General features: G+C 68.2%; 19 protein-coding genes. 8 read left to right on the top strand and 11 right to left on the bottom strand.

Going from position 1 to position 23,302, the window contains the following annotated elements; all coding sequences use genetic code 11:
* The first annotated feature begins 30 nt into the window (after positions 1 to 30).
* The 5 genes from AC0IZS_RS02345 to AC0IZS_RS02325 all read left to right on the top strand — a co-directional run bounded on the left by AC0IZS_RS02345 (position 31) and on the right by AC0IZS_RS02325 (position 7,369).
* Positions 31 to 1,326, top strand: coding sequence for a DUF3422 family protein (locus AC0IZS_RS02345; RefSeq protein ID WP_471634172.1), 1,296 nt, complete (start codon positions 31 to 33; stop codon positions 1,324 to 1,326).
* Positions 1,327 to 1,478: 152 nt separating this feature from the next.
* On the top strand, positions 1,479 to 2,411 hold the full coding sequence (locus AC0IZS_RS02340; RefSeq protein WP_471634171.1) for a DMT family transporter: 933 nt from the start codon (positions 1,479 to 1,481) through the stop codon (positions 2,409 to 2,411).
* A 104-nt stretch (positions 2,412 to 2,515) separates the two neighbouring features.
* Positions 2,516 to 3,319: an SDR family oxidoreductase gene (locus AC0IZS_RS02335; protein WP_471634170.1), complete on the top strand. Its 804-nt coding sequence runs from the start codon at positions 2,516 to 2,518 to the stop codon at positions 3,317 to 3,319.
* Between the two features lie 283 nt (positions 3,320 to 3,602).
* Positions 3,603 to 4,709 carry a TRAP transporter substrate-binding protein gene (locus tag AC0IZS_RS02330; protein ID WP_471634169.1) on the top strand — a complete coding sequence of 369 codons (1,107 nt, stop codon included), beginning with the start codon at positions 3,603 to 3,605 and terminating at the stop codon, positions 4,707 to 4,709.
* Positions 4,706 to 7,369, top strand: coding sequence for a bifunctional diguanylate cyclase/phosphodiesterase (locus tag AC0IZS_RS02325; protein ID WP_471634168.1), 2,664 nt, complete (start codon positions 4,706 to 4,708; stop codon positions 7,367 to 7,369). The genes AC0IZS_RS02330 and AC0IZS_RS02325 overlap by 4 nt, the downstream gene beginning before the upstream one ends.
* Before the next feature lie 21 nt (positions 7,370 to 7,390).
* Here AC0IZS_RS02325 and AC0IZS_RS02320 read toward each other — a convergent pair whose 3' ends face one another.
* Positions 7,391 to 8,290 carry a DMT family transporter gene (locus AC0IZS_RS02320; protein ID WP_471634167.1) on the bottom strand — a complete coding sequence of 300 codons (900 nt, stop codon included), beginning with the start codon at positions 8,288 to 8,290 and terminating at the stop codon, positions 7,391 to 7,393.
* Between the two features lie 101 nt (positions 8,291 to 8,391).
* Here AC0IZS_RS02320 and AC0IZS_RS02315 point away from each other — a divergent pair, with 101 nt between their 5' ends.
* Complete coding sequence (locus AC0IZS_RS02315) at positions 8,392 to 9,375, top strand: quinone oxidoreductase family protein (RefSeq protein WP_471634166.1); 984 nt, start codon at positions 8,392 to 8,394, stop codon at positions 9,373 to 9,375.
* Complete coding sequence (locus tag AC0IZS_RS02310) at positions 9,372 to 10,196, top strand: NUDIX hydrolase (RefSeq protein WP_471634165.1); 825 nt, start codon at positions 9,372 to 9,374, stop codon at positions 10,194 to 10,196. The genes AC0IZS_RS02315 and AC0IZS_RS02310 overlap by 4 nt, the downstream gene beginning before the upstream one ends.
* 7 nt (positions 10,197 to 10,203) lie before the next feature.
* Here the strand turns inward: AC0IZS_RS02310 and AC0IZS_RS02305 are convergent, their stop codons facing one another.
* From AC0IZS_RS02305 to AC0IZS_RS02260, 10 genes are all read right to left on the bottom strand, one after another.
* Complete coding sequence (locus AC0IZS_RS02305; protein ID WP_471634164.1) at positions 10,204 to 11,862, bottom strand: Na/Pi cotransporter family protein; 1,659 nt, start codon at positions 11,860 to 11,862, stop codon at positions 10,204 to 10,206.
* 318 nt (positions 11,863 to 12,180) lie between these two features.
* On the bottom strand, positions 12,181 to 13,008 hold the full coding sequence (locus tag AC0IZS_RS02300) for a phosphodiesterase (protein ID WP_471634163.1): 828 nt from the start codon (positions 13,006 to 13,008) through the stop codon (positions 12,181 to 12,183).
* Between the two features lie 18 nt (positions 13,009 to 13,026).
* Positions 13,027 to 14,094, bottom strand: a complete 1,068-nt coding sequence (locus tag AC0IZS_RS02295; RefSeq protein ID WP_471634162.1) for an ABC transporter ATP-binding protein — start codon at positions 14,092 to 14,094, stop codon at positions 13,027 to 13,029.
* Positions 14,084 to 14,884 carry an ABC transporter permease gene (locus AC0IZS_RS02290; protein WP_471634161.1) on the bottom strand — a complete coding sequence of 267 codons (801 nt, stop codon included), beginning with the start codon at positions 14,882 to 14,884 and terminating at the stop codon, positions 14,084 to 14,086. Before AC0IZS_RS02290 ends, AC0IZS_RS02295 begins: the two co-directional genes overlap by 11 nt.
* Before the next feature lie 7 nt (positions 14,885 to 14,891).
* Positions 14,892 to 15,707, bottom strand: coding sequence for an ABC transporter permease (locus AC0IZS_RS02285; protein ID WP_471634160.1), 816 nt, complete (start codon positions 15,705 to 15,707; stop codon positions 14,892 to 14,894).
* A 5-nt stretch (positions 15,708 to 15,712) separates the two neighbouring features.
* Positions 15,713 to 16,729 (bottom strand): ABC transporter substrate-binding protein, encoded by a 1,017-nt coding sequence (locus AC0IZS_RS02280; RefSeq protein WP_471634159.1) that lies wholly within the window; start codon positions 16,727 to 16,729, stop codon positions 15,713 to 15,715.
* Positions 16,730 to 16,776: 47 nt separating this feature from the next.
* Entirely contained in the window at positions 16,777 to 17,769 is a 993-nt protein-coding gene (locus AC0IZS_RS02275; RefSeq protein WP_471634158.1) for a LacI family DNA-binding transcriptional regulator, read from the bottom strand.
* A gap of 116 nt (positions 17,770 to 17,885) precedes the next feature.
* The gene (gene lspA / locus AC0IZS_RS02270; protein ID WP_471634157.1) at positions 17,886 to 18,395 is read right to left on the bottom strand and encodes a signal peptidase II; all 510 of its coding nucleotides are present in this window, start codon (positions 18,393 to 18,395) and stop codon (positions 17,886 to 17,888) included.
* The gene (ileS, locus tag AC0IZS_RS02265) at positions 18,395 to 21,253 is read right to left on the bottom strand and encodes an isoleucine--tRNA ligase (protein ID WP_471634156.1); all 2,859 of its coding nucleotides are present in this window, start codon (positions 21,251 to 21,253) and stop codon (positions 18,395 to 18,397) included. Before ileS ends, lspA begins: the two co-directional genes overlap by 1 nt.
* A 115-nt stretch (positions 21,254 to 21,368) precedes the next feature.
* Complete coding sequence (locus AC0IZS_RS02260) at positions 21,369 to 22,421, bottom strand: bifunctional riboflavin kinase/FAD synthetase (protein WP_471634155.1); 1,053 nt, start codon at positions 22,419 to 22,421, stop codon at positions 21,369 to 21,371.
* A 169-nt stretch (positions 22,422 to 22,590) separates the two neighbouring features.
* Here AC0IZS_RS02260 and AC0IZS_RS02255 point away from each other — a divergent pair, with 169 nt between their 5' ends.
* Positions 22,591 to 23,148: an HNH endonuclease gene (locus AC0IZS_RS02255; protein WP_007852885.1), complete on the top strand. Its 558-nt coding sequence runs from the start codon at positions 22,591 to 22,593 to the stop codon at positions 23,146 to 23,148.
* Positions 23,149 to 23,302: the final 154 nt, after the last annotated feature.

The following is a 23,302-nucleotide window of genomic DNA, read 5'->3' as shown; positions in this document are numbered from 1 at the left end:
CAATGGCGTGACAGGTTCAGAACTTCGCGCATGCCCACATCCACCAGCTTCCTGCAGCACCCGCACCGGGCCCTGCTGCACAACGAGATCCATGCCCGCCCGCCCGAGGCCATGGCGGCGCCGCTGGCCATTGCCCACATCGTGATGCTGGCGGACGCCGCCGGGCGCGAGGCCAGCCGGGCCCACGTGGCCGCGCTGCTGCGCAACCACCACCTGGCCTTGCCCGATGCGCACACCACCCATCTGCGCATGGACCTGGGGGCGTTTCGCATGCGCTGGGAAATGCACACGGAGTTCGTGACCTGGACCTTCATGGTGCCGGCGCAGGTCGATGCCTTCGGCGACCGCGACCCTGTGGGCGCCACCGAGGCCGTGCCCCAGGAATGGCTGGCGGCCTTGCCCGGCCAGTGCCTGTGCAGCCTGAACCTGTGGGTGCTGCCCACGCACACTTTCGGCTCGGGCTCGCTGGTCAAGCACGTGCTGCACGAAGACACGCTGGTCGCCTCCACCGTGGCCGATGGCCATGGCGAGGTGTACACCGACTTTGCGATCCACGCGGACGGCTTCTCGCGCATGGTGCTGCTGGCTGGCGGCATGACACCGCGCCGCCTGGGCCGGCTGGTGCAGCGCCTGCTGGAGATCGAGACTTACCGCATGGCCGCGCTGCTGGGCCTGCCCGCGGCGCGCGAGGCCGCCAGCGTGCTGGCCTTTGCCGAGCGCGAACTGGCCGAGCTGGCCGATGCCATTCGCACGGCCAACCGCGACGCCGAGCCCGCGCTGCTCGACCGACTGACCCGGCTGGCCGGGCAGGTGGAAAGCCAGTACGCGGCCACGCACTCGCGGTTTTCGGCCAGCAGCGCCTACTTCGAGTTGCTGGACAAGCGCATCCAGGACGTGGCCGAGTCGCGCCTGGCGGGCATGCAGACCATCCGCGAGTTCATGGACCGGCGCCTGACCCCTGCCCGCAGCACCTGCGAGTGGGCCGCCCGGCGCCAGGATGCCCTGTCGCAGCGCGTCTCGCGCATGAGCAACCTGCTGCGCACGCGCGTGGAGATCGAGCAGCAGCAAAGCAGCCAGGCCCTGCTGGCCACCATGAACCACCGCCAGGACCTGCAGCTCAAGATGCAGTCCACGGTGGAAGGCCTCTCGGTGGCGGCCATCACCTACTACATCGTGGGCCTGGTGAGCTACCTGGCCAAGGGCGCGCAGAAGCTCGGCTGGCCGCTGTCGGCCGAGACCACGGCGGCCCTGGCGATCCCGCTGGTGGCCGTGGGGGTGTGGTGGTCGCTGCGCCGGCTGCACCACTCCATCTTCCGCAAGCACTGATCCCGGAACCTGCGGGGGGCAGCCATCGCCGATGGCGCTGGCCCACGCACGCAGGACCGATGGCGCGGGTTATTGCTCCCGTGCCACACTGGCGGGCTGCTCGAAGGCCTCTGCAGACCGCAGGCGCCCGACCGTTGACGCGAGAGAAGCCTTTGTCGAATCCCCAGCCACCCTCGGCCGCCAAGGCCGGCAGCCAACACCTCGCCTCGGGCTTCCTGCTGGCCCTGTTCGGTTCGATCGCCTTTAGCGGCAAGGCCATCATCGTCAAGCTGGCCTACCGCCACGGGGTGGATGCGGTCACGCTGATCATGTACCGCATGCTGTTCGCGCTGCCCATCTTCGCCGCCATGGGCTGGTGGGCCAGCCGCGGCAAGCCGCCGCTGTCGCGCAAGGACTGGCTGGGCATCGCGGGCCTGGGCATCACCGGCTACTACCTGGCCAGCTTTCTGGATTTTGCCGGGCTGGCCTACATCAGTGCCAGCCTGGAGCGCCTGATCCTGTACCTCAACCCCACGCTGGTGATGATGCTCGGCTGGCTGCTGTACCGCCGCGGCATCCGCTGGGGCCAGGCCCTGGGCATGCTCGTGAGCTACTGCGGCGTGGTGCTGGTCTTCGGCCACGAGGCCAATCTGCAGGGCAGCAACGCCGCGCTGGGCGCGCTGCTGGTGTTCCTGAGTGCGGTGAGCTACGCCATCTACTTGGTCTACAGCGGCGAGATGGTCCAGCGCATCGGCGCGCTGCGGCTGGTGGGTCTGGCGACCACCGTGGCCTGCCTGTGCTGCCTGCTGCAGTTCGTGGTGCTCAGGCCGCTCTCCGCGGCCGTGGTCGCCCCGGAGGTGATCTGGCTGTCGGTGCTCAACGCCACGCTGTGTACGGCGGTGCCGGTGCTCATGGTGATGATGGCCATCGAGCGCATCGGTGCCGGCATGGCAGCGCAGATCGGCATGGTGGGGCCCCTTTCGACCATCCTGATGGGCATCTGGATCCTCGGTGAGCCGTTCACGGTGTGGGTGGCGTGCGGCACGGCGCTGGTGGTCGCGGGCATCTTTGTCTTCACCCGCCCGGCCCGCAAGCCCGCCGCCTGAGCGCACGGGGCAGTGCCCCGTTGTGGGCAGGGCGGTCCAAGTCCACTTATGATTTGGCGAACGGGGGTGCGGTGTGCATTTCCCGATGAATCACGGAGTTGGACATGGATCTGGGTATTGCAGGCAAGTGGGCGTTGGTGTGTGGTGCGAGCAAGGGCCTGGGCTTCGGCTGCGCCCAGGCCCTGGTGAACGAGGGCGTGCATGTCGTCATCAATGCGCGCAATGCCGATGTGCTGGCCCAGGCGGCGTCGCGCCTGCAGGCGCAGGGTGCGACCGGCAAGGTGCAGGTGCTGGCCGTGGCCGCCGACATCACCACGCCCGAGGGCCGCGCCGCCGTGTTCTCGGCGGCCGGTGGACCCGGGCAGGGTTTCGACATCGTGGTCACGAATGCCGGCGGGCCGCCCCCCGGCGACTTCCGCAACTGGGACCGCGACGCCTGGATCAAGGCCGTGGATGCCAACATGCTGACCCCCATCGAACTCATCAAGGCCACGGTGGACGGCATGGCACAGCGCGGCTTTGGCCGCATCATCAACATCACCTCCAGTGCGGTGAAGGCACCCATCGACATCCTGGGCCTGTCCAATGGCGCGCGCAGCGGGCTCACGGGCTTCGTGGCCGGGGTCGCGCGCAGCAAGCTGGCCGCAGGCGGCGTGACCATCAACAACCTCCTGCCGGGCAAGTTCGACACCGACCGGCTGGCCACCACCATTGGCACCGCGGCGGCCAAGTCCGGCACCAGCGTGGAGGAATTCCGCAAGCAGCAGCAGGCCCAGATTCCGGCCGGTCGCTATGGCACGGCCGAAGAATTCGGTGCCATCTGCGCCTTCCTGTGCAGCGTGCAGGCGGGCTACATGACGGGCCAGAACGTGCTGGCGGACGGGGGCGCTTACCAGGGTACGTTCTGAGGGCTGCTCTGCGGCACGGATGTCGCCTGTGTGGGCCGGGCCCATGCAGGCAGGGGTGCCCTGGATGGCGCCTCGCAGCGCCTTGATATCCGTCAAGGAGCGTGGAAAGAGGTACACCCTGGGTGTTGCAGGGGGTGCTTTTCCGCGTGTTTTCCCGGTATCCAGTGGGGTTTGCAAAGGCACAATGGCTTGACGGCCCTACCGTGGTCCGTTGTGTTTTGCGCACATTTTTCCCATACTTTGGGAAACTAGGACGAAAAATAAGGCCGGAGATACCAACGCCATGAACCTGTCCCGTGTCCTGACAACCCGATTCGCCGCACTGGCCTTGCTGGCGGCGGGTGCGTGGGCGTGCGGCGGCGCTGCCTGGGCCCAGGCTGCCGGGGCGGCACCGGCCGCCAAGGCCCCCGCACCGTACAAGCTGCGCATCGTGGGCGGCCTGGCCAGCATCAACCAGTACACACGGCAGGAAGAGCCTTTCTGGAGCAAGGACCTGGCGCGCCTGAGCGGCGGCAAGTTCGATGCCGAGATCGTGCCCTTCGACCGCGCTGGCGTGCCCGGTGGCGAGATGCTGCGCCTGCTGCAACTCGGGGTGGTGCCCTTTGGCACCACGCTCATGAGTTCCTTCTCGGCCCAGTACCCGGAGTACACGGCGCCCGACCTCGCGGGGCTGAACCCCGACATCGCCACCCTCAAGACCACGGTGGCGGCGTTTCGCCCCTACCTGGAAAAGGCCCTGCGCGACCAGCATGGGGTCGAGGCCCTGGCCATCTATGTCTATCCGGCCCAGGTGGTCTTTTGCAAGAAGCCCCTGCGCAACCTGACCGACCTGTCGGGCCGGCGCATCCGCGTCTCCTCGTCCAGCCAGGCCGATTTCGTCGGGGCGCTGGGCGGCATTCCCGTGCTCACGGGCTTTGCGCAGATCGTGACCAGCCTGTCTGCGGGCAACACCGAGTGTGCCATCACCGGCACCATGTCGGGCAACACCCTGGGCCTGCACACCATGACCTCGCACCTGCATGCGCTGCCGGTGAACTGGGGCCTGGCCGTGTTTGCCGCCAACCAGGCCGCCTGGGAGGCCCTGCCGCCCGACCTGCGGGCCTTGCTGCGCCGCGAGCTGCCCCGGCTGGAGGCCGCGATCTGGGAGGAGGCCGAGCGCGAGACCGCCGACGGCATGGCCTGCAACCGCGGAGCGGCCAACTGCACGGGTGGGCGCAAGGGCAGCATGGTCGTCGTGCCCGTCTCGGAGCAGGATGAGAAGAGCCGCCGCGAGATCCTGGCTTCCACCGTGCTGCCGCGCTGGGTACAGCGCTGCGGCCCGCGCTGCGCGGATATCTGGAACCGAACCATCGGGCCCGTGCGCGGCCTGGCCGCGGCGCCTGGCAAATGAACCCATCCTCGCCAGCGCGCATCAAGATCTACGTCTCGGGGGCGGTGGCCTTCTTCCTCGCGTCGGTGGCCGTGGTGGCGGCCATGCTGGTCTGGAATGCGCGCCAGGTGGCGCTGGCCGACAGCGCCACGCAGGCCACGCGCTTCGTGGCCGGTGCCGAGGCGGCGCTCAACCGTTCGCTGCTGTCCGTGGACGTGCTGCTGGCCAGCATGGACGAACTGCTGGGGCTGTCGGCCGCCATGGTGGACTGGATCGACTCCGACAGCGCCAGCCAGCGCCTGCGCAGCTCGGCGCGCCAGAACCTCATGGTGCGCTATGTGGCCCTGGTGGATGCCCAGGGCAAGGTGATCGCATCCTCCGATGCCGCAGGCAGCCGGCTGGCCCTGGACCTGCCCTCCGGCTTCCTGGACGACGTGCTGCGCCAGCCCGTCTCCACCCTCATGGTCAGCCAGCCCGTGGTGAGCTTCGCCAGCGCCGAACGGGTGCTGTATTTTGCGCGCCACCTCAAGATGGCCGACAGTTCGCGCGTGGTGGCCCTGGCCGAACTGCCCGTGGCCTCGCTGAGTTCGGTACTGGTGCAGGGCGTGGACATCAGTGGCCTGCAGGTCACGCTGGAGCGCGCGGGCGGGCAGATGCTGCTGAGCGTGCCCGGTCGGGATGACGTCGTCACCCACACCCTGTCTCCGCCGCTCGATACCCTGGACGACAGCGGCCCGCACTGGCGCGCCCCTGCGCGCCTGAGCGGCGAGGTCGCGCTGGTGGTGTACCGCCCCATCCTGTACCAGGACCTGCGCATCTCGGCCAGCATCCCGCAGAGTGATGCCCTGGCGTCCTGGCGCACCGAGCGCAATGCCGTGGCCCTTACCGCGCTGGCCTTCCTGGCCATGATCCTGGCGGCCGGCGGGTTCGCGCTGCGCTACATCGACCGCATGGTGCAGGCCCGCCTGGCCATTGCCCAGAGCAAGGCGACGCTGGACCAGGCCCTCGAATCCATGGTCAGCGGTTTTGTGCTGCTCGACGGCGCGCAGCGCGTGGTGCAATGGAACCGGCGCTTCGAAGAGATCTTTCCCTGGCTCCAGCCCATCCTGGCGCCCCAGGTGCCGTTCCGCAAGGTGCTCGAAGAAAAGGCCAGGCACCACCTGCCGCATGCCTCCGACTCGGAGCGTGCGCTGTGGATAGAGCACCGCCTGGCGTTGCAATTGCAGCCGCAGGGGCCGCACGAGCAATCCCTGCCCGATGGCCGCGTGATCCAGATCACCGAGCGGGTGACGCCGGAATCGGGCTTGGTCATCACCTACCATGACGTAACGGAGCTGCGCCAGGCCAGTGCCGAGATCGAGAGCCTGGCCTTCTTCGACCCGCTGACCAACCTGCCCAACCGGCGCCTGCTGATGGACCGCATGCAGCAGGCCACGGCTGCCAGTGTGCGCAGCGGCCAGCACGGCGCGCTGCTGTTCCTGGACCTGGACCACTTCAAGACGCTCAACGACACCCTGGGCCACGAGGTCGGCGACATGCTGCTGCGCCAGGTGGCACAGCGCCTGAAGACCTGCGTTCGGCGCGAGGACACGGTGGCCCGCCTGGGTGGCGACGAATTCGTGGTGATGCTCAGCGACCTGTCGGAGCACAGCAGCGAGGCCGCCGCCTATGCGCGCCGGGTGGGTCAGAAGATCCTGCGCAAGCTCAACCAGCCCTACACGCTCGGGACCCACACCTACCACAGCACCCCCAGCATCGGCGCCACGCTGATGGGCGGTGCCATGCAGCCGTCGGTGGACCTGCTCAAACAGGCCGACATCGCCATGTACCAGGTCAAGTCCCAGGGCCGCAATGCGCTGTGTTTCTTCGACCCGCAGATGCAGATCGCGATCAGCCAGCGCGCGCAGCTCGAAAGCGACCTGCAGGCGGCCCTGACCGGCCGCCAGTTCGTGCTGCACTACCAGCCCCAGTTTCACCTGGACGGCCGCATCGTCGGGGCCGAGGCACTGATCCGCTGGCGCCACCCGGAGCGCGGCCTGATCGGGCCGGGCCACTTCATCGGTGTGGCCGAGGAGAGCGAACTCATCGTGCCCATGGGCCACTGGGTGCTGCGCACGGCCTGCGAGCAACTGGCCGCCTGGCAGGGCGATGCGCGCTACCGGCATGTGCAGCTGTCGGTCAACGTCAGCGCGCGCCAGTTCCGCCAGCGCGATTTCGTGGCCCGGGTGGTCGAAGTGCTGCGCGAGACCGGGGCCCGGCCGCACCTGCTCAAGCTCGAACTCACCGAGTCCCTGGTGCTCGACAACGTGGACGACACCATCGCCAAGATGGGCCTGCTCAAGACCAAGGGCGTGCGCTTTTCGGTGGACGATTTTGGCACCGGCTACTCTTCGCTGGCCTACCTCACGCGCCTGCCGCTGGACCAGCTCAAGATCGACCAGTCCTTCGTGCGCAACCTGGGCGTCAAGCACACCGACGACGTGATCGTGCAGACCATCATCGGCATGGCGCGCAACCTCGAGCTCGACGTGATCGCCGAAGGCGTCGAGACCCAGGCGCAGAAGGACTTCCTGGCCCTGCACGGCTGCCAGTTCTTCCAGGGCTACCTGATGGGCCGCCCCGTGCCGGTGGCCGATCTCGAAAGCCTGCTGGGTGCCAGCAGCACCGCGCTGACGGCCTGAACTCTGGCGGTGCGCAGGTTTTCAGCGCCGCGACGATACGACAATTCCACCGACGATCAGCGCGAACGCCACGCCGTGGAACAGCTGTGGCGTGTCGCCCAGGAAGGCCGCCGACAGCAGGGCTGCGAACAGCGGCGTGAGGTTCACGAAGAAGCTGGCCAGCGCCGGCCCGGCCCGCTGTACCCCCACGCCCCAGAAGCGGTAGGCCAGCACCGCAGGCCCCACGGCGATGAAGGCCAGCGCGGCGATCAGGGGCCAGCCCCATTCGATGTGCGTGCGCCCGCTGGCCCATTCCAGGCCCGCGAACGAGCCTGACCAGGCCAGGCCGAAGACCATCTGCGCCATCAGGAAGGCGGCCCAGTCGCCGCGGATGGTGGCCGGCTCGCGCGTGCCCGAGAGCATCCAGCTGTAGAACGCCCAGGAGATGGTGGCCAGCACCATGAACAGGTCGCCCAGCACCAGGCGCAGGGCCAGCAACTGGCCCCATTCGCCACGGCTGAGCACCAGCAGCACCCCGCACATGGACAGAAACGCCCCCGCCACCTGGCGGCGCGTGACCGGCGCGCCGAAGAACAGCGCGCCCACGGCCAGCATCCAGACCGGCATGCTCGACCCTACCAGGGTGGCGTTGATGGGCGTGGACGTCTGCAGCGCCATGTACTGCAGCGCGTTGTACAGGCCCACACCGAGCAGGCCCAGCAGCGCATAGCGGCGCCAGTGCGGCCACAGCGGACTGTCCCGGCGCAGCACGGCATGCGCCAGCGGCAGCAAAATGAAAAAGGCCAGCACCCAGCGGATGAAGTTCAGGGTGAGGGGCGGGATCAGTTCGTGTACCAGGCGGCCGACCACGGCATTGCCGGCCCACAGCAGCGGCGGTACCACCAGCAGCGCCGCGGTGCCGGGCGAGAGTCTTTGCGTCATGCCGTGACTGTATCTGCCTGCGGCGGGCAAGACTTGCAGATTCATGGCAGGATGGCCGCCGTTTTGTCCCACCCGTTACAGCGTTACAGGAGACCGATCCCATGAGCCTCGCCGTCCAGATCCGCCAGCATGGCGGCCCCGAAGAACTCCACCTCGCCGATGTCACCGTGGGCGAGCCCGGCCCGGGCGAGATCCGCATCCGCCACCACGCCATCGGCCTGAACTACATCGACGTGTACCACCGCACGGGCCTGTACCCCCTGAACATGCCCGCCACCATCGGCATGGAAGCTGCCGGTGTCGTCGAGGCCGTGGGCGAGGGCGTCACGCACCTGAAGGTGGGCGACCGCGCCGCCTACGCCAGCCAGCCGCCCGGCAGCTACTGCGAGCAGCGCGTGATGCCTGCCAAGTGCGTGTGCAAGCTGCCCGATGCGATCAGCTTCGAAACCGGTGCGGCCATGATGCTCAAGGGCCTCACGGCGCAGTACCTGCTCAAGAAGACCCTGCCCGTGCAGGGCCTCGTGGCCGGCGACCATGTGCTGTTTCACGCCGCTGCCGGCGGCGTGGGCCTGATCGCCAGCCAGTGGGCCAAGGCCCTGGGCCTGCAGCTCGTCGGCACCGCCGGTACCGACGCCAAGTGCCAGCTGGCGCTGGCCAATGGCGCGGCCCACGCCATCAACTACAACACCGAGGACTTCGCGGCGCGCGTCAAGGAGATCACCGGCGGCCAGGGCGTGAAGGTGGTGTACGACTCGGTGGGCAAGGACACCTGGGACAAGTCGCTCGAATGCCTGCGCCCCTTCGGCCTGATGGCCAGCTTCGGCAATGCCTCGGGCCCCGTGCCACCGTTCGCACCGGGCTCGCTCGGCGCCAAGGGCTCGCTGTACGTCACGCGCCAGACCCTGTTCACCCACATCGCCACGCGCGAGAGCACGCAGGCCATGGCCGACGACCTGTTCGCCGTGGTGGCCAGCGGCCAGGTGAAGATCCACATCGACCAGCGCTACCCGCTGGCCGAGGTGCAGCAGGCGCACCGCGACCTCGAAGGCCGCAAGACCACCGGCTGCACCATCCTCACGCTGTGAGCACGCCCGCGCAGACCTTTGCCGGGTGGCTGGCGGCGGCACGGGTTGCTGCCCGGCAACCGCCGGCACAGGCCCGGTTGCCACTGCAGGTGGCAGGGCAGGTGGTGGGCACGGTGGCCGAAGGCGTGCTGGATACGGTGGCGCCGGAGTTAGAGGGCGGCCATCGCCTGCACAGGCAGGCGGGCGGCTGGTACCTCGACGTACCAACTGGCCAGGCCACCGCAGGCCTCAATGCCATCGCCGCCGCGCTGCGCGCCCGGAGCCTGTGCGGCCCGTGGCGCAGTGAGCAACTGGCCGTGCCCAACGCCCAGGGCGAGGTGATCGCCACCGTGGAGCGTGGTGCCGTGCGCGTGCTGGGCATCGCCACGCGGGCCGTGCACCTGGTGGGCCTGGCGCCCGACGGGCGCATGTGGGTGCAGCTGCGCTCGCGCAGCAAGCCCAACAACCCGGGCATGTGGGACACCTTGATGGGCGGCATGGTCTCGGCCGTGGACACGCTCGATCAGGCCCTCGCGCGCGAGACCTGGGAAGAAGCGGGCCTCGCCACGGCGGATCTGGCCAATGTCGCGCATGGCGGCCATGTGCTGTTCTCGCGCCCCAGCCGCGAGGGTGGCGGCATCGGCTACATGGTCGAGCGCATCGACTGGTACCGCGGCACGGTGCCTGGGGGCATGGAGCCTGCCAACCAGGATGGTGAGGTGGAACGCTTCGAGCTGCTCGGCCTGGATGAAGTGCAGCGGCGGGTGGCCCGCGGCGAGTTCACGCAGGAGGCCGGGCTGGTGATCGGCGGCTACCTCGATTCCAGCATGGCCGGCGCGTAGCGGCGCCTTATTCCGGGGTGACGGCGGCGCGCAGCCGGCTCGGTGCCAGCGCCCCCGCCGACTCCAGGATCGGGTAGGCCACCGAGCACAGCAGCGAGTTGATGCGCTTGAGCTCGCTGATCAGGTCGATGTGCAGCGAGCTGGTCTCGATGCTCTGCACCGTGTTGTCCGACAGGCGCACCAGGTGGGTGGCCGAGTAGGCGCGCTCCAGGTCGCGAAAGCGCGCTTTTTCCTCCAGCAGCTTCTGGGCGTCACGCACGTTGCCGTTGAGGAACACGCTCATCGCCAGGCGCAGGTTGTCCAGCAGGCGGGCGTGCAGCTCGTTGATCTCTTCCATGCCGGCCTCGGAGAAGTGGCGGCCTTTCTTGATCTTCTTGTCCTCGATGTCGATCAGCACGCGCTCGATGATGTCGCCGATCTGCTCCATGTTGATGGTGAAGCTGATGATGTCGGCCCAGCGCCGGCCTTCGCGCTCGTCCAGGGCCTCGCGCGAGATCTTGGTCAGGTAGTACTTGATGGCCGAGTACAGGCCGTCCACCTCGTCGTCGAGCTTGCGCAGGTCCTGCGCGAGCTTGAGGTCGTCGGTGCGGATCACGGTGTGCAGGCCGATCATCATGGACTCGACCACGTCGGCCTGGTGCAGGGCCTCGCGCGCCGCGCACGAGATGGCCAGCGACGGGGTGGCCAGGGCCGAGGGGTCCAGGTGCCGCGGGCGTGTACCGGCCGACGAGGCCTGCGCATCGGGCTGCGGCAGCAGCCGCTGCACGGCACGCGCCACGGTGCCAGTGAGGCCGATGCAGATGATGCCCACCACCACGTTGAAGGCCAGATGGAACAGCACCACCAGCGTGGCCGTGTCGGGAACATGCGGTCGCACGTGCTGCAGCCACAGGCCGGTGAGCGGCGTCATGATGGCCACGCCGATGATCTTGAAGAACAGGTTGCCCAGGGGCACCTGGCGCGTCTGCACATTGGCCTTCATGGTGGTCAGCACGGCCAGCAGGCCGCTGCCCAGGTTGGCCCCGATCACCAGGCCCAGCGCCACGTCCACCGGGATGCCGCCCGAGCCGGCCAGGGTGGCGGTCAGCAGCACGGTGGCCAGGCTGGAATAGGCCACCACGGCCAGCACGGCGCCCGTGAAGATCTCCAGCAGCAGGTCGCTGGTGAGCGCGCCCAGCAAGGTGCGCACCGTGGGCGACTGGGTCAGCACGGTGGTGGATTCGGTGATCAGGCGCAGCGCCAGCAGCATCAGGCCGAGCCCGATCAGCACCCGGCCCACGCGGCCCGCGGCGGTGTCTTTGCGGGTGATGAACAGCACCACCCCGACGAAGATGAACAGCGGCGACAACCACGACAGGTCCATGGAGAACACCACGGCCATCACGCTGGTGCCCACGTCGGCCCCGAGCATCACGGCCAGGGCGGCAGGCAGCGTCACCAGCCCCTGGCCGACGAAGGAGGAGACGATGAGCGCGGTGGCCGTACTCGACTGCACCAGCGCCGTGACCCCGATGCCCGACAGCACGGCGGTGATGCGGGTGCTGACGCTGTGCGCGATCAGCTGGCGCAGGTTGGCGCCGAACACGCGCAGGATGCCGGTGCGCACCAGGTGTGTGCCCCAGATCAGCAGCGCGACGGCGGCCAGGAGATTCAGGAGATGCTTCATGAGTAAACGCTAACTTTTCTTATTTTTGACCTGCACTGTGAAGCACGTGCCATGCCCGCTGCGGCTGCCTTGGGGGCAGGCTGGTGTTGCCCGGAAGCGGGCGCGGGAAAGGTTTGCGAGGCCGAAAAGCCGGCACTGCAGCAAAAACGGCAGACCGCAAACCAGGGAAGCGCCCGTTTTAGTCACAAAACTGTCACATTGCGGACGCTCTAGCATACTCCTGAATCCATAGCACAGGAACCATGTCCATGACACGGCAAGGTGTGTTGCTCCGGCCAGGCTGGAAAAAGGGTGCGGTGCCCCCGGTGCCGGGCGGCCTCAGTCAATCAGCTGTCCACCGTCGTGGAAGGGGTAGGGCCCTTCGTACAGCCCGCTGGCCACGGTATGGCTCACCAGGCGTCCCCCCTGGGGCAGCGCATGCAGGCCGAAGCCGGGGGGCTCCAGCGTCCAGGCCGAGGCCGCATCGGGCGCCAGGTCCAGGCAGACCTGGTGGGCCGGTGACGGCACGGTCATGGCGATGGAACCACCAAAGCGCACCTGGATGCTGCGGTGCAGGTGGCCGCAGACGATGCGCTCCACGTTCGGGTGGCGTGCCACCAGGGCTTCGAGTTCTGCCGCGCCGTTCAGCAGCCCGATGGCGTCCATGTGGCCGATCAGGGTCTGGAATGGCGGGTGGTGCATGGCGATCACCACGGGGCGGTGGCGGTGCGCATCGAGCGCTTGGGCCAGCCAGGCCAGCCGCGCATCGCACAGGCTGCCCTCGCTGGCGCCGGGCACCACGGTGTCGAGCGCGATCAGCGTCAGGTCGCCGACCGGCACGCAGTACTGCACGAACCCGTCCGTGCCCAGGTAGGCGTGCGCCGGGAAGCTCTGGCGCAATTGGGCGCGTTCGTCGTGGTTGCCGGGCAGCAAATAGGTCGGCATGGCACCCAGCGGTGCCAGCAGCGCGCGCAGGTGTTCGTATTCCGCAGCCCGGCCGAAGTCGGTCAGGTCGCCGGTGATCACCAGCGCGTCGGGCCGTTGTGGCAGGCGCAGGATGGCCTGTACCGCCTGCGCGAGGTAGGGCGCGGTGTCGATGCGGCCATAGGCCAGGCGGCCGGGCTCGCGGATATGCAGGTCGGACAGTTGCAGCAGCAGGGTGGTCATGGGAATGCGTCGAAGGGGTCAGGAAGCCCCGTGGCTGGGCATGAGGTGCTCGGGGCGGATGCGGATGGCCACCTTCTGGCCCTGGCGGGCCGGGTGGTCCCGGGACACCTCGGCCTGCAGCGGGGGCTGTCCCGCCAGGGAGAGGGTGAGCTGCACGCGCTCGCCCAGGAAGCTGCGGCGCGCCACCTCGGCGCGGCCCCAGCCGTCACCCCCGGCTTGCTCTGCCTGCACCTCGATGTCCTCAGGGCGCACCAGCAGCACGGTGTCGGCCGCGCAGGGGGCGGGGCAGGGCAGCTCGATGCCGCCCAGGGGCAGCACCTGGCGCTGGCGGGCTGCCTCGTCGCGCTGCAGCCGGTTCACCCGGCCCAGGAAGGCCGCCACGAAGGGGTGGGCCGGCGTGCGGTACAGCGTTTCGCCGTCGCCCACCTGCACGATGCGGCCGGCCTGCATCACCGCCAGGCGGTCGGCAATGGCCAGCGCCTCCTGCTGGTCGTGTGTGACGTGGATGGCGGTGATGTGCAGGCGGCGCAGCAGCTCGGCCAGCTCGTCGCGCAGCGACTCCTTGAGCTTGGCGTCGAGCGCGGTCAGCGGCTCGTCGAGCAGCAGCACGCGTGGGCGCACGGCCACCGCGCGCGCCAGGGCCACGCGCTGGCGCTGGCCACCCGAAAGTTCGGCCGGGCGCTTGTTCTCCAGTCCGGTCAGGCGCACCAGGTCCACCAGCTCGCCCACCACGCGGCGCTGTTCGGCCGCATCGGCGCCGCGGATGCGCAGGCCGTAGCCAATGTTGGCGGCCACCGTCATCTGCGGAAACAGCGCGTAGTGCTGGAACACCATGCCGATGCCGCGCCGCTCGATGGGCAGCTGCGTCACGTCCGTGCCGCCAAAGGCGATGCGGCTGCCCGCGTCGGGCGACTCCAGCCCCGCGATCAGTCGCAGCAGCGTGGTCTTGCCGCAGCCCGAGGGGCCCAGCAGGGCCAGCACTTCGCCGGGCTCCACCGTGAGGTCGGTGGGTTGCAGGCCGCGCGTGCCGTCGGCATAGGTCTTCGCGCACTGGACCACGTCCACGCGTGTGCGTTCAAGTTCCATGGTGTTTCTCGATGAAGGTGCCGACGGCCTGCAGGCCCCACAGCACGGGCAGGATGACGATCAGGAAGACCAGCGTGTAGGCCGAGCCGATCTCGATGCGCATGGAGGCATAGCTGTCGGCCAGGCCCACGGGCAAGGTGCGCGTGAGCGGGGTGTGCAGCATCCAGGTCAGGTTGAACTCGCCCACCGAGAGCGTGAACACCATCAGGCTGCCCGCCACGATGGCCGGCAGCACGGCAGGCACCAGCACCCCGAGAAAGCGCTGCGTGACGCTGGCCCCCAGCGATCGCGCCGCCTCTTCGAGCGAGCAAAGTTCGTCCTTCTGGAAGGCCGAGCCCACGGTTCGCACCATGAAGGGCAGGGTGAACACCATGTGCCCGACGAGGATGAAGGCGAAGCTCTGGCGAAAGCCCGAGAGCGTGCCGTAGGCCAGGATCAGTGCCAGCGCGCTGGCCAGCCCTGGCACAGCCACGGGCAGGGTCAGCAGTTCCTCGAACAGCCGCGCCCAGCGCGAGCGGCTGCGCGCCAGTGCATAGGCGCAGGGCACGCCGATGAGCAGGTTGCCGGCCACGCACAGCAGCGCCAGCAACAGGGATGCGCCCACCGTGCCGCCGTAGTTCTCCCAGACCTCGGAAAGCCAGCGCAGCGTAAGCCCGCTTTTCAGGCCCGTGCTGTAGTTGTTCACCAACCCGGCCAGGACCGACAGGGCGATGGGGGCGAGCATGAACACGGCCACCAGGGCCGTGAGTGCCACCAGAGACCAGGGGGCTTGTCTTGCGTTTCTCATCATGGATGCGTCAGAAAGCCGAGGTGCCGGACGCACGGCGTGCGGCCCACAGCACCAGCCAGGTGATCAGCCCCAGCGTGATCGACAGGCTGGCCGCCAGCGCGAAGTTGGCGTAGTTGGTGAACTCGTTGTAGATGGTGATGGGCAACACCTCGAACTTGCTGGCCAGCGTGAAGGCCGTGCCGAAGGCCCCCATGGCGGTGGCGAAGACGATGGCCCCGCAGGCCAGCGTGGTGGCGGCCAGCTCGGGCAGCCACACGTCGCGCGCCACGCGCCAGCGCGAGGCACCGAGCGAGCGGGCGGCCTCTTCCAGCGCGGCGTCCATGGCACCCGCCGCAGCGGTGTAGGTGGCGATGGCGCGCGGCAGCGAGAAATACAGGTAGGCCAGGAACAGGCCTGCCAGGCCATAGGCGAAGGTGATGCGGCCCAGGCCCAGGGCATCCGTCAGGTCCGCCACCAGCCCCTGGCGGCCGCCCAGCAGGATCATGAAGAAGCCCACGATCACCCCGGGGAAGGACAGCGGCAGTGTGAGCAGCGACAGCAGCAACTGGCGCCCGCGAAAGCGCTGGCGCGCCAGCGTGATGCCCACCAGGGCACCCAGCACCAGCGTGGCCAGCGTCACGGCCAGCGACAGGCCCAGCGTCTGCAGCAGGCTCTGCAGGTAGCGGGCGTTGGTGAGTACCGCAAAATAGCTGGCCCAGCCCTTGCCGGCCGGCAGGGCCAGCAGCAAGGCCACGGGCAGCAGCCAGAAGGCCGCGAAGAAGGCTACGGCAGGGGCCGCGCAGGCCAGCAACAGCGCGCGCGAGGGAGCGAAGCCGTGGCGCATGGGGCTCACTTCACTTCAGCGAGATAGCGGTCCGAGAACGCCTTCTGCACCGCGGCCATGCGGCCATAGTCCACCGTCTTGGCGCGTGCGTATTCGCTGGCGGGCAGGAAGCGCGCCTGCACCTCCTTGGGCATGGCGCTGGCGCGCACCGGGCGCAGGTAGGCATTGGCCCAAAGCGCCTGGCCTTCGTCGGAGAGCACGAAGTCCAGCACCTTCTTGCCCTCGGCGGCGTGGGGCGCGCCGGCCACCAGGCTCATCACGTAGGGCACCACCAGCGTGCCTTCGGCGGGGATCACGAACTGCACGTTGGCCTTGTCCTTGTATTTGGCGCGGTAGGCGTTGAAGTCGTAGTCCAGCAGGATCGCGATTTCACCCGAGAGCACGCGCGCGTACGAGGTCTGCTTGGGCACGATGGGGTCGTTCTTCTGCAGCGCCTTGAAGTAGTCGATGCCGGGGCCGAAATTCTCCAGCGTGCCGCCGCGCGCCTGGTTGGCCGCCACCGCACCCACGTAGCCCACGAAGGCCGATGCCGGGTCCAGGTAGCCGATGAGGCCCTTGTAGTCGGGCTTGAGCAGGTCCGCCCAGGACTGCGGCACGGGCTTGCCCTTGAGCGCATCCACGTTGACCATGAAGCCGAGCGTGCCCGAGTGGATGGTGAACCAGTGGCCGGCCGGGTCCTTGAGGCCCTCGGGAATGTCCTTCCACGCCGCAGGCGGCTGGTAGGCGCTGACCAGGCCGTCCTTCTGTGCCTGGATCGCGAAGGTCACGCCCAGGTAGGTCACGTCGGCCACCGGGCTGGCCTTCTCGGCCGCCAGCTGCGCCAGCGACTGGCCGGAGTTCTTGTTGTCCGGCGGCACGGTGATGCCCGTCTTGGCTTTGATGGCCTTGATCTGGCTGCCCCAGTCGGCCCATTCGGGCGGGCAGTTGTAGCAGATGGCCGTCTGCGCCATGGCCGCGCCGCTGGCCGCCAGGCCGAGGGCGAGCGCCGCGGCGCGCATGAATGGGGTGAGCGGGAATGTCATCGAGAACTCCTTTGATCAGAGGTGGCGGGGAAAGTGGGTGAAAGGGCTCAGGCGTGCGCGCAGGATTCGCCCGCACGAAAGTGGTGGGCCAGCGTGAGCCCGGCGTCCGGTGCCAGCGGTGTGCCGCTGGCCATGGCCTGCACCAGCAACTGCACGCTGCAGCGGCCGATGTCGGCGTTGGGCTGGGCCACGGTGCTCAGCATGGGCGTGAGGTCTTCGCCGAGGGCGATGCCGTCGAAGCCCGCCACGCTCAGCTCGCGCGGCACGGCCAGGCCCGCCAGGTGGGCGGCACGGAGGCTGCGGATCGCCAGCAGGTCGTTGGAGCAGACCAGGGCCGTGGGGCGGCCCGGTGCCTGCAGCCGGGCCGTCACGTCCTGCACGGCGGTCTCGATGAAGGGCACTTCGAGCACCGGCCCCTCGGCCAGGCCGGCGGCCGCCATGCCGCGCTGAAAGCCCCGGCAGCGCTGCTGCGCCCGGTCCGACGCCGCGAGCTGGCCGCTGACCATGGTGATGCGCCGGTGCCCGAGCGACGCCAGGTGCGCCACCAGCTCGGCCACGGCCTGTTCGCTGTCCACCGAGACGCAGGGGTGGTCCGGGTGGCGGTTGTAGGCCAGCACATAGGGCAGGCCGGCTTCGGCCAGGCGTTGCAATGCACTGGAGGTGGCGGGGTTGGAGACCACCAGGATCATGCCGTCCACGTTGCCGGCCAGCAGCAGGTGCACGGCGCGGTCTTCCTGCGCGATCTGGTAGTCGGTGGCAAACGGCAGGATGGCATAGCCGCCCGCAACGGCCGCCTGGGCGATGCCCTGCAGGCACTCGGCGAACACCGGGTTGAGCAGGGTCGGCAGCACCACACCGATCACGCGGCTGCGCTGGGTGCGCAGGGTGCGCGCGCTGGCGTTGGGCAGGTAGCCCAGGGATTGGGCGACCTGCTCCACATGCTCGCGCGTGGCCGGCGTCACCTTGCCGGGCAGGTTGAAGACCCGCGACACGGTGGCGACCGACACGCCCGCCTGGCGGGCCACGTCCTGGATGCTCATGGAACCTCGTTGCAATGTAAACGTTTACATTGGAGCGAAGCCGTGTGACGCCCTTGTGACCAAGGCCCATGAAAAACGGCCCTCGATGGGGCCGTTCAGAAATGAAGTCGAGAGGTTTATTTCGACTTCTTCATCCGCAGCAACTCGTCCAGCACCAGGCAGACCGCACCCACGGTGATGGCCGAATCGGCCAGGTTGAAGGCCGGGAAATGGTAGCCGCGTGCGTAAAAGTCCAGAAAGTCGACCACGTAGCCGTGCATCAGCCGGTCCACCACGTTGCCCACCGCGCCACCCAGAATGCTGGACAGTGCAAAGCAAAACAGCTTCTGTCCGGGGTGCGCGCGCAGCTGCCAGACGATGAACACCGTGGCCGCCACACCGATGCCGGTGAACGCCCAGCGCTGCCAGCCGCCCGCGTCCGCCAGGAACGAGAAGGCCGCGCCCGTGTTGTGCGCGCGCACGATGTTGAAGAAGCTGGTGATGGGGGTCGCATCCCCCAGCCGGTAGGCGTCCAGGATCAGCATCTTGGTGACCTGGTCGGCGATGAAGATCACCACCGCCCAGGCCAGCCACGGCCACATTTTGCCCAAGGCAGATCCGGCGGGCGCCGTTGTGCTGCCCGACATCACGCGTGCACCCGGCTCTCGCCAGCGCCGTACAGGTTGCTCGTGCAGCGGCCGCAGATCGTCGGGTGGGCCGCATCCTGGCCCACGTCGGCGCGGTAGTGCCAGCAGCGGTCGCACTTGGCGTCGGTGCTCGGCTTGACGCTGACCTGCAGGGCATCGCCCGCCACCAGCTCGACGACCGAGGTGATGAACACGAAGCGCAGGTCATCGCCCAGGCTGGCCAGCAGGGAGTGGTCCTCGGGCGCCGCCGTGAGCACCACGCTGGCCTGCAGCGACGAGCCCACCTGGCCGTCGGCGCGCAGCACCTCGATCTGCTTGTTCACCCCATCGCGGATCTCGCGCAGGCGCGCCCACTTGGCCAGCAGGCCCTCGTCGGCACCGGCGATGGAACCATAGGTCTCCACGAAGATGGAGTCGGACGCGCCGAACACCTTCCACGCCTCTTCGGCCGTGAACGACAGGAACGGCGCCATCCAGCGCAGCATGGCATGCGTGATCTGGTACAGCGCGGTCTGCGCGCTGCGGCGTACCAAGCTCTTGGGCGCCGTGGTGTACAGGCGGTCCTTGAGCACGTCGAGGTAGAAGCCACCCAGGTCTTCCGAGCAGTACAGCTGCAGCTTGGCCACCACGGGGTGGAACTCGTAGACCTTGTAGTGCGCCAGCACCGTGGCCTGGAACTCGGCCGCGCGTGTCAGGGCATAGCGGTCGATCTCCAGCATCTGGTCGAACGGCACGGTATCGGTGGCCGGGTCGAAATCGCTCACGTTGGCCAAGAGGAAGCGCAGCGTGTTGCGGATGCGGCGGTAGGCGTCGACCACGCGCGCCAGGATCTTCTCGTCGCCCGCGATGTCGCCCGAGTAGTCACTCGCGGCCACCCACAGGCGGATGATCTCGGCGCCCAGCTTTTTGTTGATCTCCTGAGGATCGATGCCGTTGCCCAGCGACTTGCTCATCTTGCGGCCCTGGCTGTCCACGGTGAAGCCGTGGGTCAGCAGGCCGCGGTAGGGCGCGCGGCCTTCGAGCGCGCTGGCCAGCAGCAGCGAGCTGTGGAACCAGCCGCGGTGCTGGTCATGGCCTTCCAGGTACAGGTCGGCCTCGGGGCCGGTGTCGTGGTGTACGCCAGGGTGCGTGCCGCGCAGCACGTGGAAGAAGGTGGAGCCCGAGTCGAACCACACCTCCAGGATGTCGGTGCTCTTGGTATAGCAGGCTGCGTCTTCGGCGCCCAGGATCTCTTCGGGCGTCACACGGCTCCAGGCCTCGATGCCGCCCTTCTCGACGATGTCGGCCGCCTGGTCCATGATCTCCATGGTGCGCGGATGCAGCTCGCCCGAGTCCTTGTGCAGGAAGAAGGGGATGGGCACGCCCCAGCTGCGCTGGCGCGAGATGCACCAGTCGGGCCGTCCGGCGATCATGTCGTGCAGGCGGGTCTTGCCGTTCTCGGGGTAGAAGCTGGTGTGCTCGATGGCGTCCAGCGCGATCTGGCGCAGCGTCTTGGCGGGCTTTTCACCGGCCTTGGTGAACACGCCTTCGCCTTCGTCCATGCGGATGAACCACTGCGCGGCCGCGCGGTAGATCACCGGCGTCTTGTGGCGCCAGCAGTGCGGGTAGCTGTGGGTGATGTCCTTGGTGGCCATCAGGCGGCCGGCATCGCGCAGCGCCTCGATGACGACCGGCACGGCCTTCCAGATGTGCTGGCCGCCGAACAGCGGGAAGTCCGGCGCGTAGGTGCCGTTGCCTTGCACGGGGTTCAGGATGTCGTCGAGCGCCAGGCCGTGGGACACGCAGGAGTTGAAATCCTCCAGCCCGTAGGCGGGCGAGGAGTGCACGATACCGGTGCCGTCATCGGCCGTGGCGTAGTCGGCCAGGTACACGGGCGAGAGGCGGCGGTAACCGGCATCGACGTCGTACAGCGGGTGCTCGAACTCCAGGCCGCCGAGCTTTTCGCCCAGGGCCGTGGCCAGCACCTGGCCGGTCAGGCCGTAGCGGGCCATGCAGTCTTCCACCAGCGACTCGGCCAGCACCAGCAGGCCGCGCTCGGTGTCCACCAATGCATAGGTCAGCGCCGGGTTCAGGTTCAGTGCCTGGTTGGCGGGGATGGTCCAGGCGGTGGTGGTCCAGATCACCACGAAGGCGTCCTTGGCCAGCGCCGGCAGGCCGAAGGCGGCCGCCAGCTTCGCCGGCTCGTGCGACTTGAAGGCCACGTCCAGCGTGGTGCTCTTCTTGTCGGCGTATTCGATCTCGAACTCGGCCAGCGAGCTGCCGCAGTCGAAGCACCAGTACACGGGCTTGAGGCCGCGGTAGACGAAGCCGCGCTCCATCACGCGCTTGAAGGCCCGGATCTCGCCCGCCTCGTTGGCGAAGTTCATGGTCTTGTAGGGGTTGTCCCATTCGCCGAGCACGCCGAGGCGCTGGAAGTCGCCCATCTGCTGCGCGATCTGTTCCGTGGCGTAGGCGCGGCTCTTGGCCTGCATGTCGTCGCGGCTCAGGTTGCGGCCGTGCTTCTTCTCGATGGCGTTCTCGATCGGCAGGCCATGGCAATCCCAGCCGGGCACGTACAGCGCGTCGAAGCCCTCGAGCTGGCGCGCCTTGGTGATCATGTCCTTCAGGATCTTGTTGACCGCATGGCCCATGTGGATCTGGCCGTTGGCATAGGGCGGGCCGTCGTGCAGGATGAACTTGGGCGCACCGCAGCGCGCGTCGCGCAGGCGCTTGTACAGGCCCTTGTCTTCCCATTCCTTGACCCAGCCCGGCTCGCGCTTGGGCAGGTCGCCGCGCATCGGGAAAGGGGTGTCGGGCAGGTTCAGGGTGCTGCGGTAATCCGGGGCGGTGGATTCGGTGGTACTGGCGTTGTCGGACATGGGGGAGCCTTAAAACGGGGCATTCCGGGGCAGGCCCGGAGCAAAAGCGGGAAAGAAGGAAGGGGGTGTGGGAAGGTATCCGGCCTGCAGGGCAGGCGCTGCGCAGGCAGCCCCCTCAAATTCGGTCGCGCGTGGTCTGGCGCCGGGTCTCGGTGTGGTTGGTGGGTGCGTGGGCCGACGCGAAATAGGCGCGCGCATCCGCACAGTCCTTGGCAATGCCCGTCGTCAGGGCATCCAGACCGTCGTATTTGAGCTCGTCGTGCAGTTTGTGCAGCAGTTCCACCCGCACGATTTTACCGTACGCCCCTTCGGCCCCCAGATCGGCGGGCCATTGCAGGCAATGTGTCTCCAGCAGCACGCGTCCGCCGTTGACGTCGTCGGGGTCCAGCGAGGGGCGCACGCCCAGGTTGGCCACGCCCGGCAGCGGGGTCTCGCCCAGGCCATGCACCCGCACGGCGAAGATGCCGCTGGCCGCGGGCTTCCAGTGGGCAAAGCGCAGGTTGAGTGTGCGAAAACCGTCGCCCGCCCCCTCGGCCGTGGCCCCCAGTTCGCGCCCGAGCTTGCGGCCATGCACCACGTGGCCCGAGATGGAATAGGGCCGGCCCAGCAGGCGGGCGGCGGCCTCCATGTCGCCCTGGCCCAGCGCCTGGCGCACGGCCGAGCTCGACACGCGCAGCCCGTGCACCTCGTAGCTGTTCATGCGCGCCACGTCGAAGCCCCGGGCCTGGCCCGTGGCATCGAGCAGCGCGTAGTCGCCCGCGCGCTGGGCGCCGAAGCGGAAGTCGTCGCCCACCAGCACGTAGCGTGCGCCCAGGCCCTGGATCAGCACCTCGTCGATGAAGGCCTGGGGCGATTGGGCCGCCAGCCGCGCGTCGAAGGGCAGCACCACCGTCTGCTGCACGCCACAGCGCGCCAGCTCGGTGAGCTTGTCGCGCAGGGTGCCCACGCGCGCCGGTGCCAGCTCGGGCTTGTGCAGGGCCCCCGCAAAGTAGTCGCGCGGGTGGGGCTCGAAGGTCAGCACGCAGCTCTCCACCCCGCGATGGGTGGCCTCACTGTTGAGCAGGGCCAGCATGGCCTGGTGGCCGCGGTGTACGCCATCGAAGTTGCCGATGGTCAGCGCGCAGGCAGGGGCGATGCCGGGGTGGTGGAATCCGCGGAAGATCTTCATTGATTTGTTATCTTTTTGATAGCAGCTTGGGCAGGTGGGTAAAGCACCAGACGCCAATCTGTCATGAAAACAGAGTATATTGTGTACTACGGACTGCACAGCGCAGTGGGGTCCGCGAGACATCTGCGTTCCGATTCCTTGTGTTCATTCTTGTTCCAGGAGGCGTGTTTTGAAGGTCTTGAAGCTGTCAGCCCAGGGGCTGCCCCAGTCGTGGATATCGCTGGAGCAGGCCGTCACCCATTACGCCGCCGGCGAAGTGCGCTGGGAGTCCGGCGGCGAGGTCGCGCTTTTTCGCGGGGGCTACAACGCCGTCACGGGCGAGCAGTCGGTGATCGCCGTCAACAGCATCATCGGCACCAAGGGTGTGCCCAGCATCAACCCCTTCGACCTCAAGCCGGGCCTGACCAACAGCAAGCTCTTCATCCGCGACCGCAACGTGTGCGCCTACTGCGGCGGGCATTTCCACGAAGACAACCTCACGCGCGAACACATCGTGCCGTTTGCGCGCAACGGGCAGGACCACTGGATGAACGTGGTGACGGCCTGCCGGCCCTGCAACCACAGGAAGGGGCCACGTACTCCGGAGCAGGCGCACATGCCGCTGCTTTACGCGCCCTATGTGCCCAGCCTGTGGGAGGATTTCATCCTGCGCAACAGAAGAATTCTTGCAGACCAGATGGAGTTCTTGATGGCACACGTCCCCAAATCTTCACGTCTTCTTGCCTAGCGGGCGGAGCGGCCAATACGACCCCGCTGGCGTCGTTGCTCCGTCTTGCCGTACTTTCAGTACTGTCTGCGACGTAGCGCCTAGCCATCGGGGCCGTCTTGACCACTCTTGCTGGGGTGCGCCGCGAAATACGGATACCGCAGCGCTCATTCCT

The sequence above is a fragment of the Acidovorax sp. AC410 genome (genome assembly GCF_979253235.1).
The sequence above is the reverse complement of the archived record's forward strand: the minus strand, read 5'-3'. Positions and strand labels throughout refer to the sequence as shown.

Coding starts and splice junctions, on each gene's coding strand:
- AC0IZS_RS02300 (WP_471634163.1), bottom strand. CDS start 13,008: ATGACCACCCTGCTGCTGCAACTGTCCGACCTGCATATCCGCGAGCCC.
- AC0IZS_RS02335 (WP_471634170.1), top strand. CDS start 2,516: ATGGATCTGGGTATTGCAGGCAAGTGGGCGTTGGTGTGTGGTGCGAGC.
- AC0IZS_RS02280 (WP_471634159.1), bottom strand. CDS start 16,729: ATGACATTCCCGCTCACCCCATTCATGCGCGCCGCGGCGCTCGCCCTC.
- AC0IZS_RS02330 (WP_471634169.1), top strand. CDS start 3,603: ATGAACCTGTCCCGTGTCCTGACAACCCGATTCGCCGCACTGGCCTTG.
- AC0IZS_RS02320 (WP_471634167.1), bottom strand. CDS start 8,290: ATGACGCAAAGACTCTCGCCCGGCACCGCGGCGCTGCTGGTGGTACCG.
- AC0IZS_RS02260 (WP_471634155.1), bottom strand. CDS start 22,421: ATGAAGATCTTCCGCGGATTCCACCACCCCGGCATCGCCCCTGCCTGC.
- AC0IZS_RS02295 (WP_471634162.1), bottom strand. CDS start 14,094: ATGGAACTTGAACGCACACGCGTGGACGTGGTCCAGTGCGCGAAGACC.
- AC0IZS_RS02290 (WP_471634161.1), bottom strand. CDS start 14,884: ATGATGAGAAACGCAAGACAAGCCCCCTGGTCTCTGGTGGCACTCACG.
- AC0IZS_RS02325 (WP_471634168.1), top strand. CDS start 4,706: ATGAACCCATCCTCGCCAGCGCGCATCAAGATCTACGTCTCGGGGGCG.
- AC0IZS_RS02305 (WP_471634164.1), bottom strand. CDS start 11,862: ATGAAGCATCTCCTGAATCTCCTGGCCGCCGTCGCGCTGCTGATCTGG.
- AC0IZS_RS02275 (WP_471634158.1), bottom strand. CDS start 17,769: ATGAGCATCCAGGACGTGGCCCGCCAGGCGGGCGTGTCGGTCGCCACC.
- AC0IZS_RS02315 (WP_471634166.1), top strand. CDS start 8,392: ATGAGCCTCGCCGTCCAGATCCGCCAGCATGGCGGCCCCGAAGAACTC.
- lspA (WP_471634157.1), bottom strand. CDS start 18,395: ATGTCGGGCAGCACAACGGCGCCCGCCGGATCTGCCTTGGGCAAAATG.
- AC0IZS_RS02345 (WP_471634172.1), top strand. CDS start 31: ATGCCCACATCCACCAGCTTCCTGCAGCACCCGCACCGGGCCCTGCTG.
- ileS (WP_471634156.1), bottom strand. CDS start 21,253: ATGTCCGACAACGCCAGTACCACCGAATCCACCGCCCCGGATTACCGC.
- AC0IZS_RS02285 (WP_471634160.1), bottom strand. CDS start 15,707: ATGCGCCACGGCTTCGCTCCCTCGCGCGCGCTGTTGCTGGCCTGCGCG.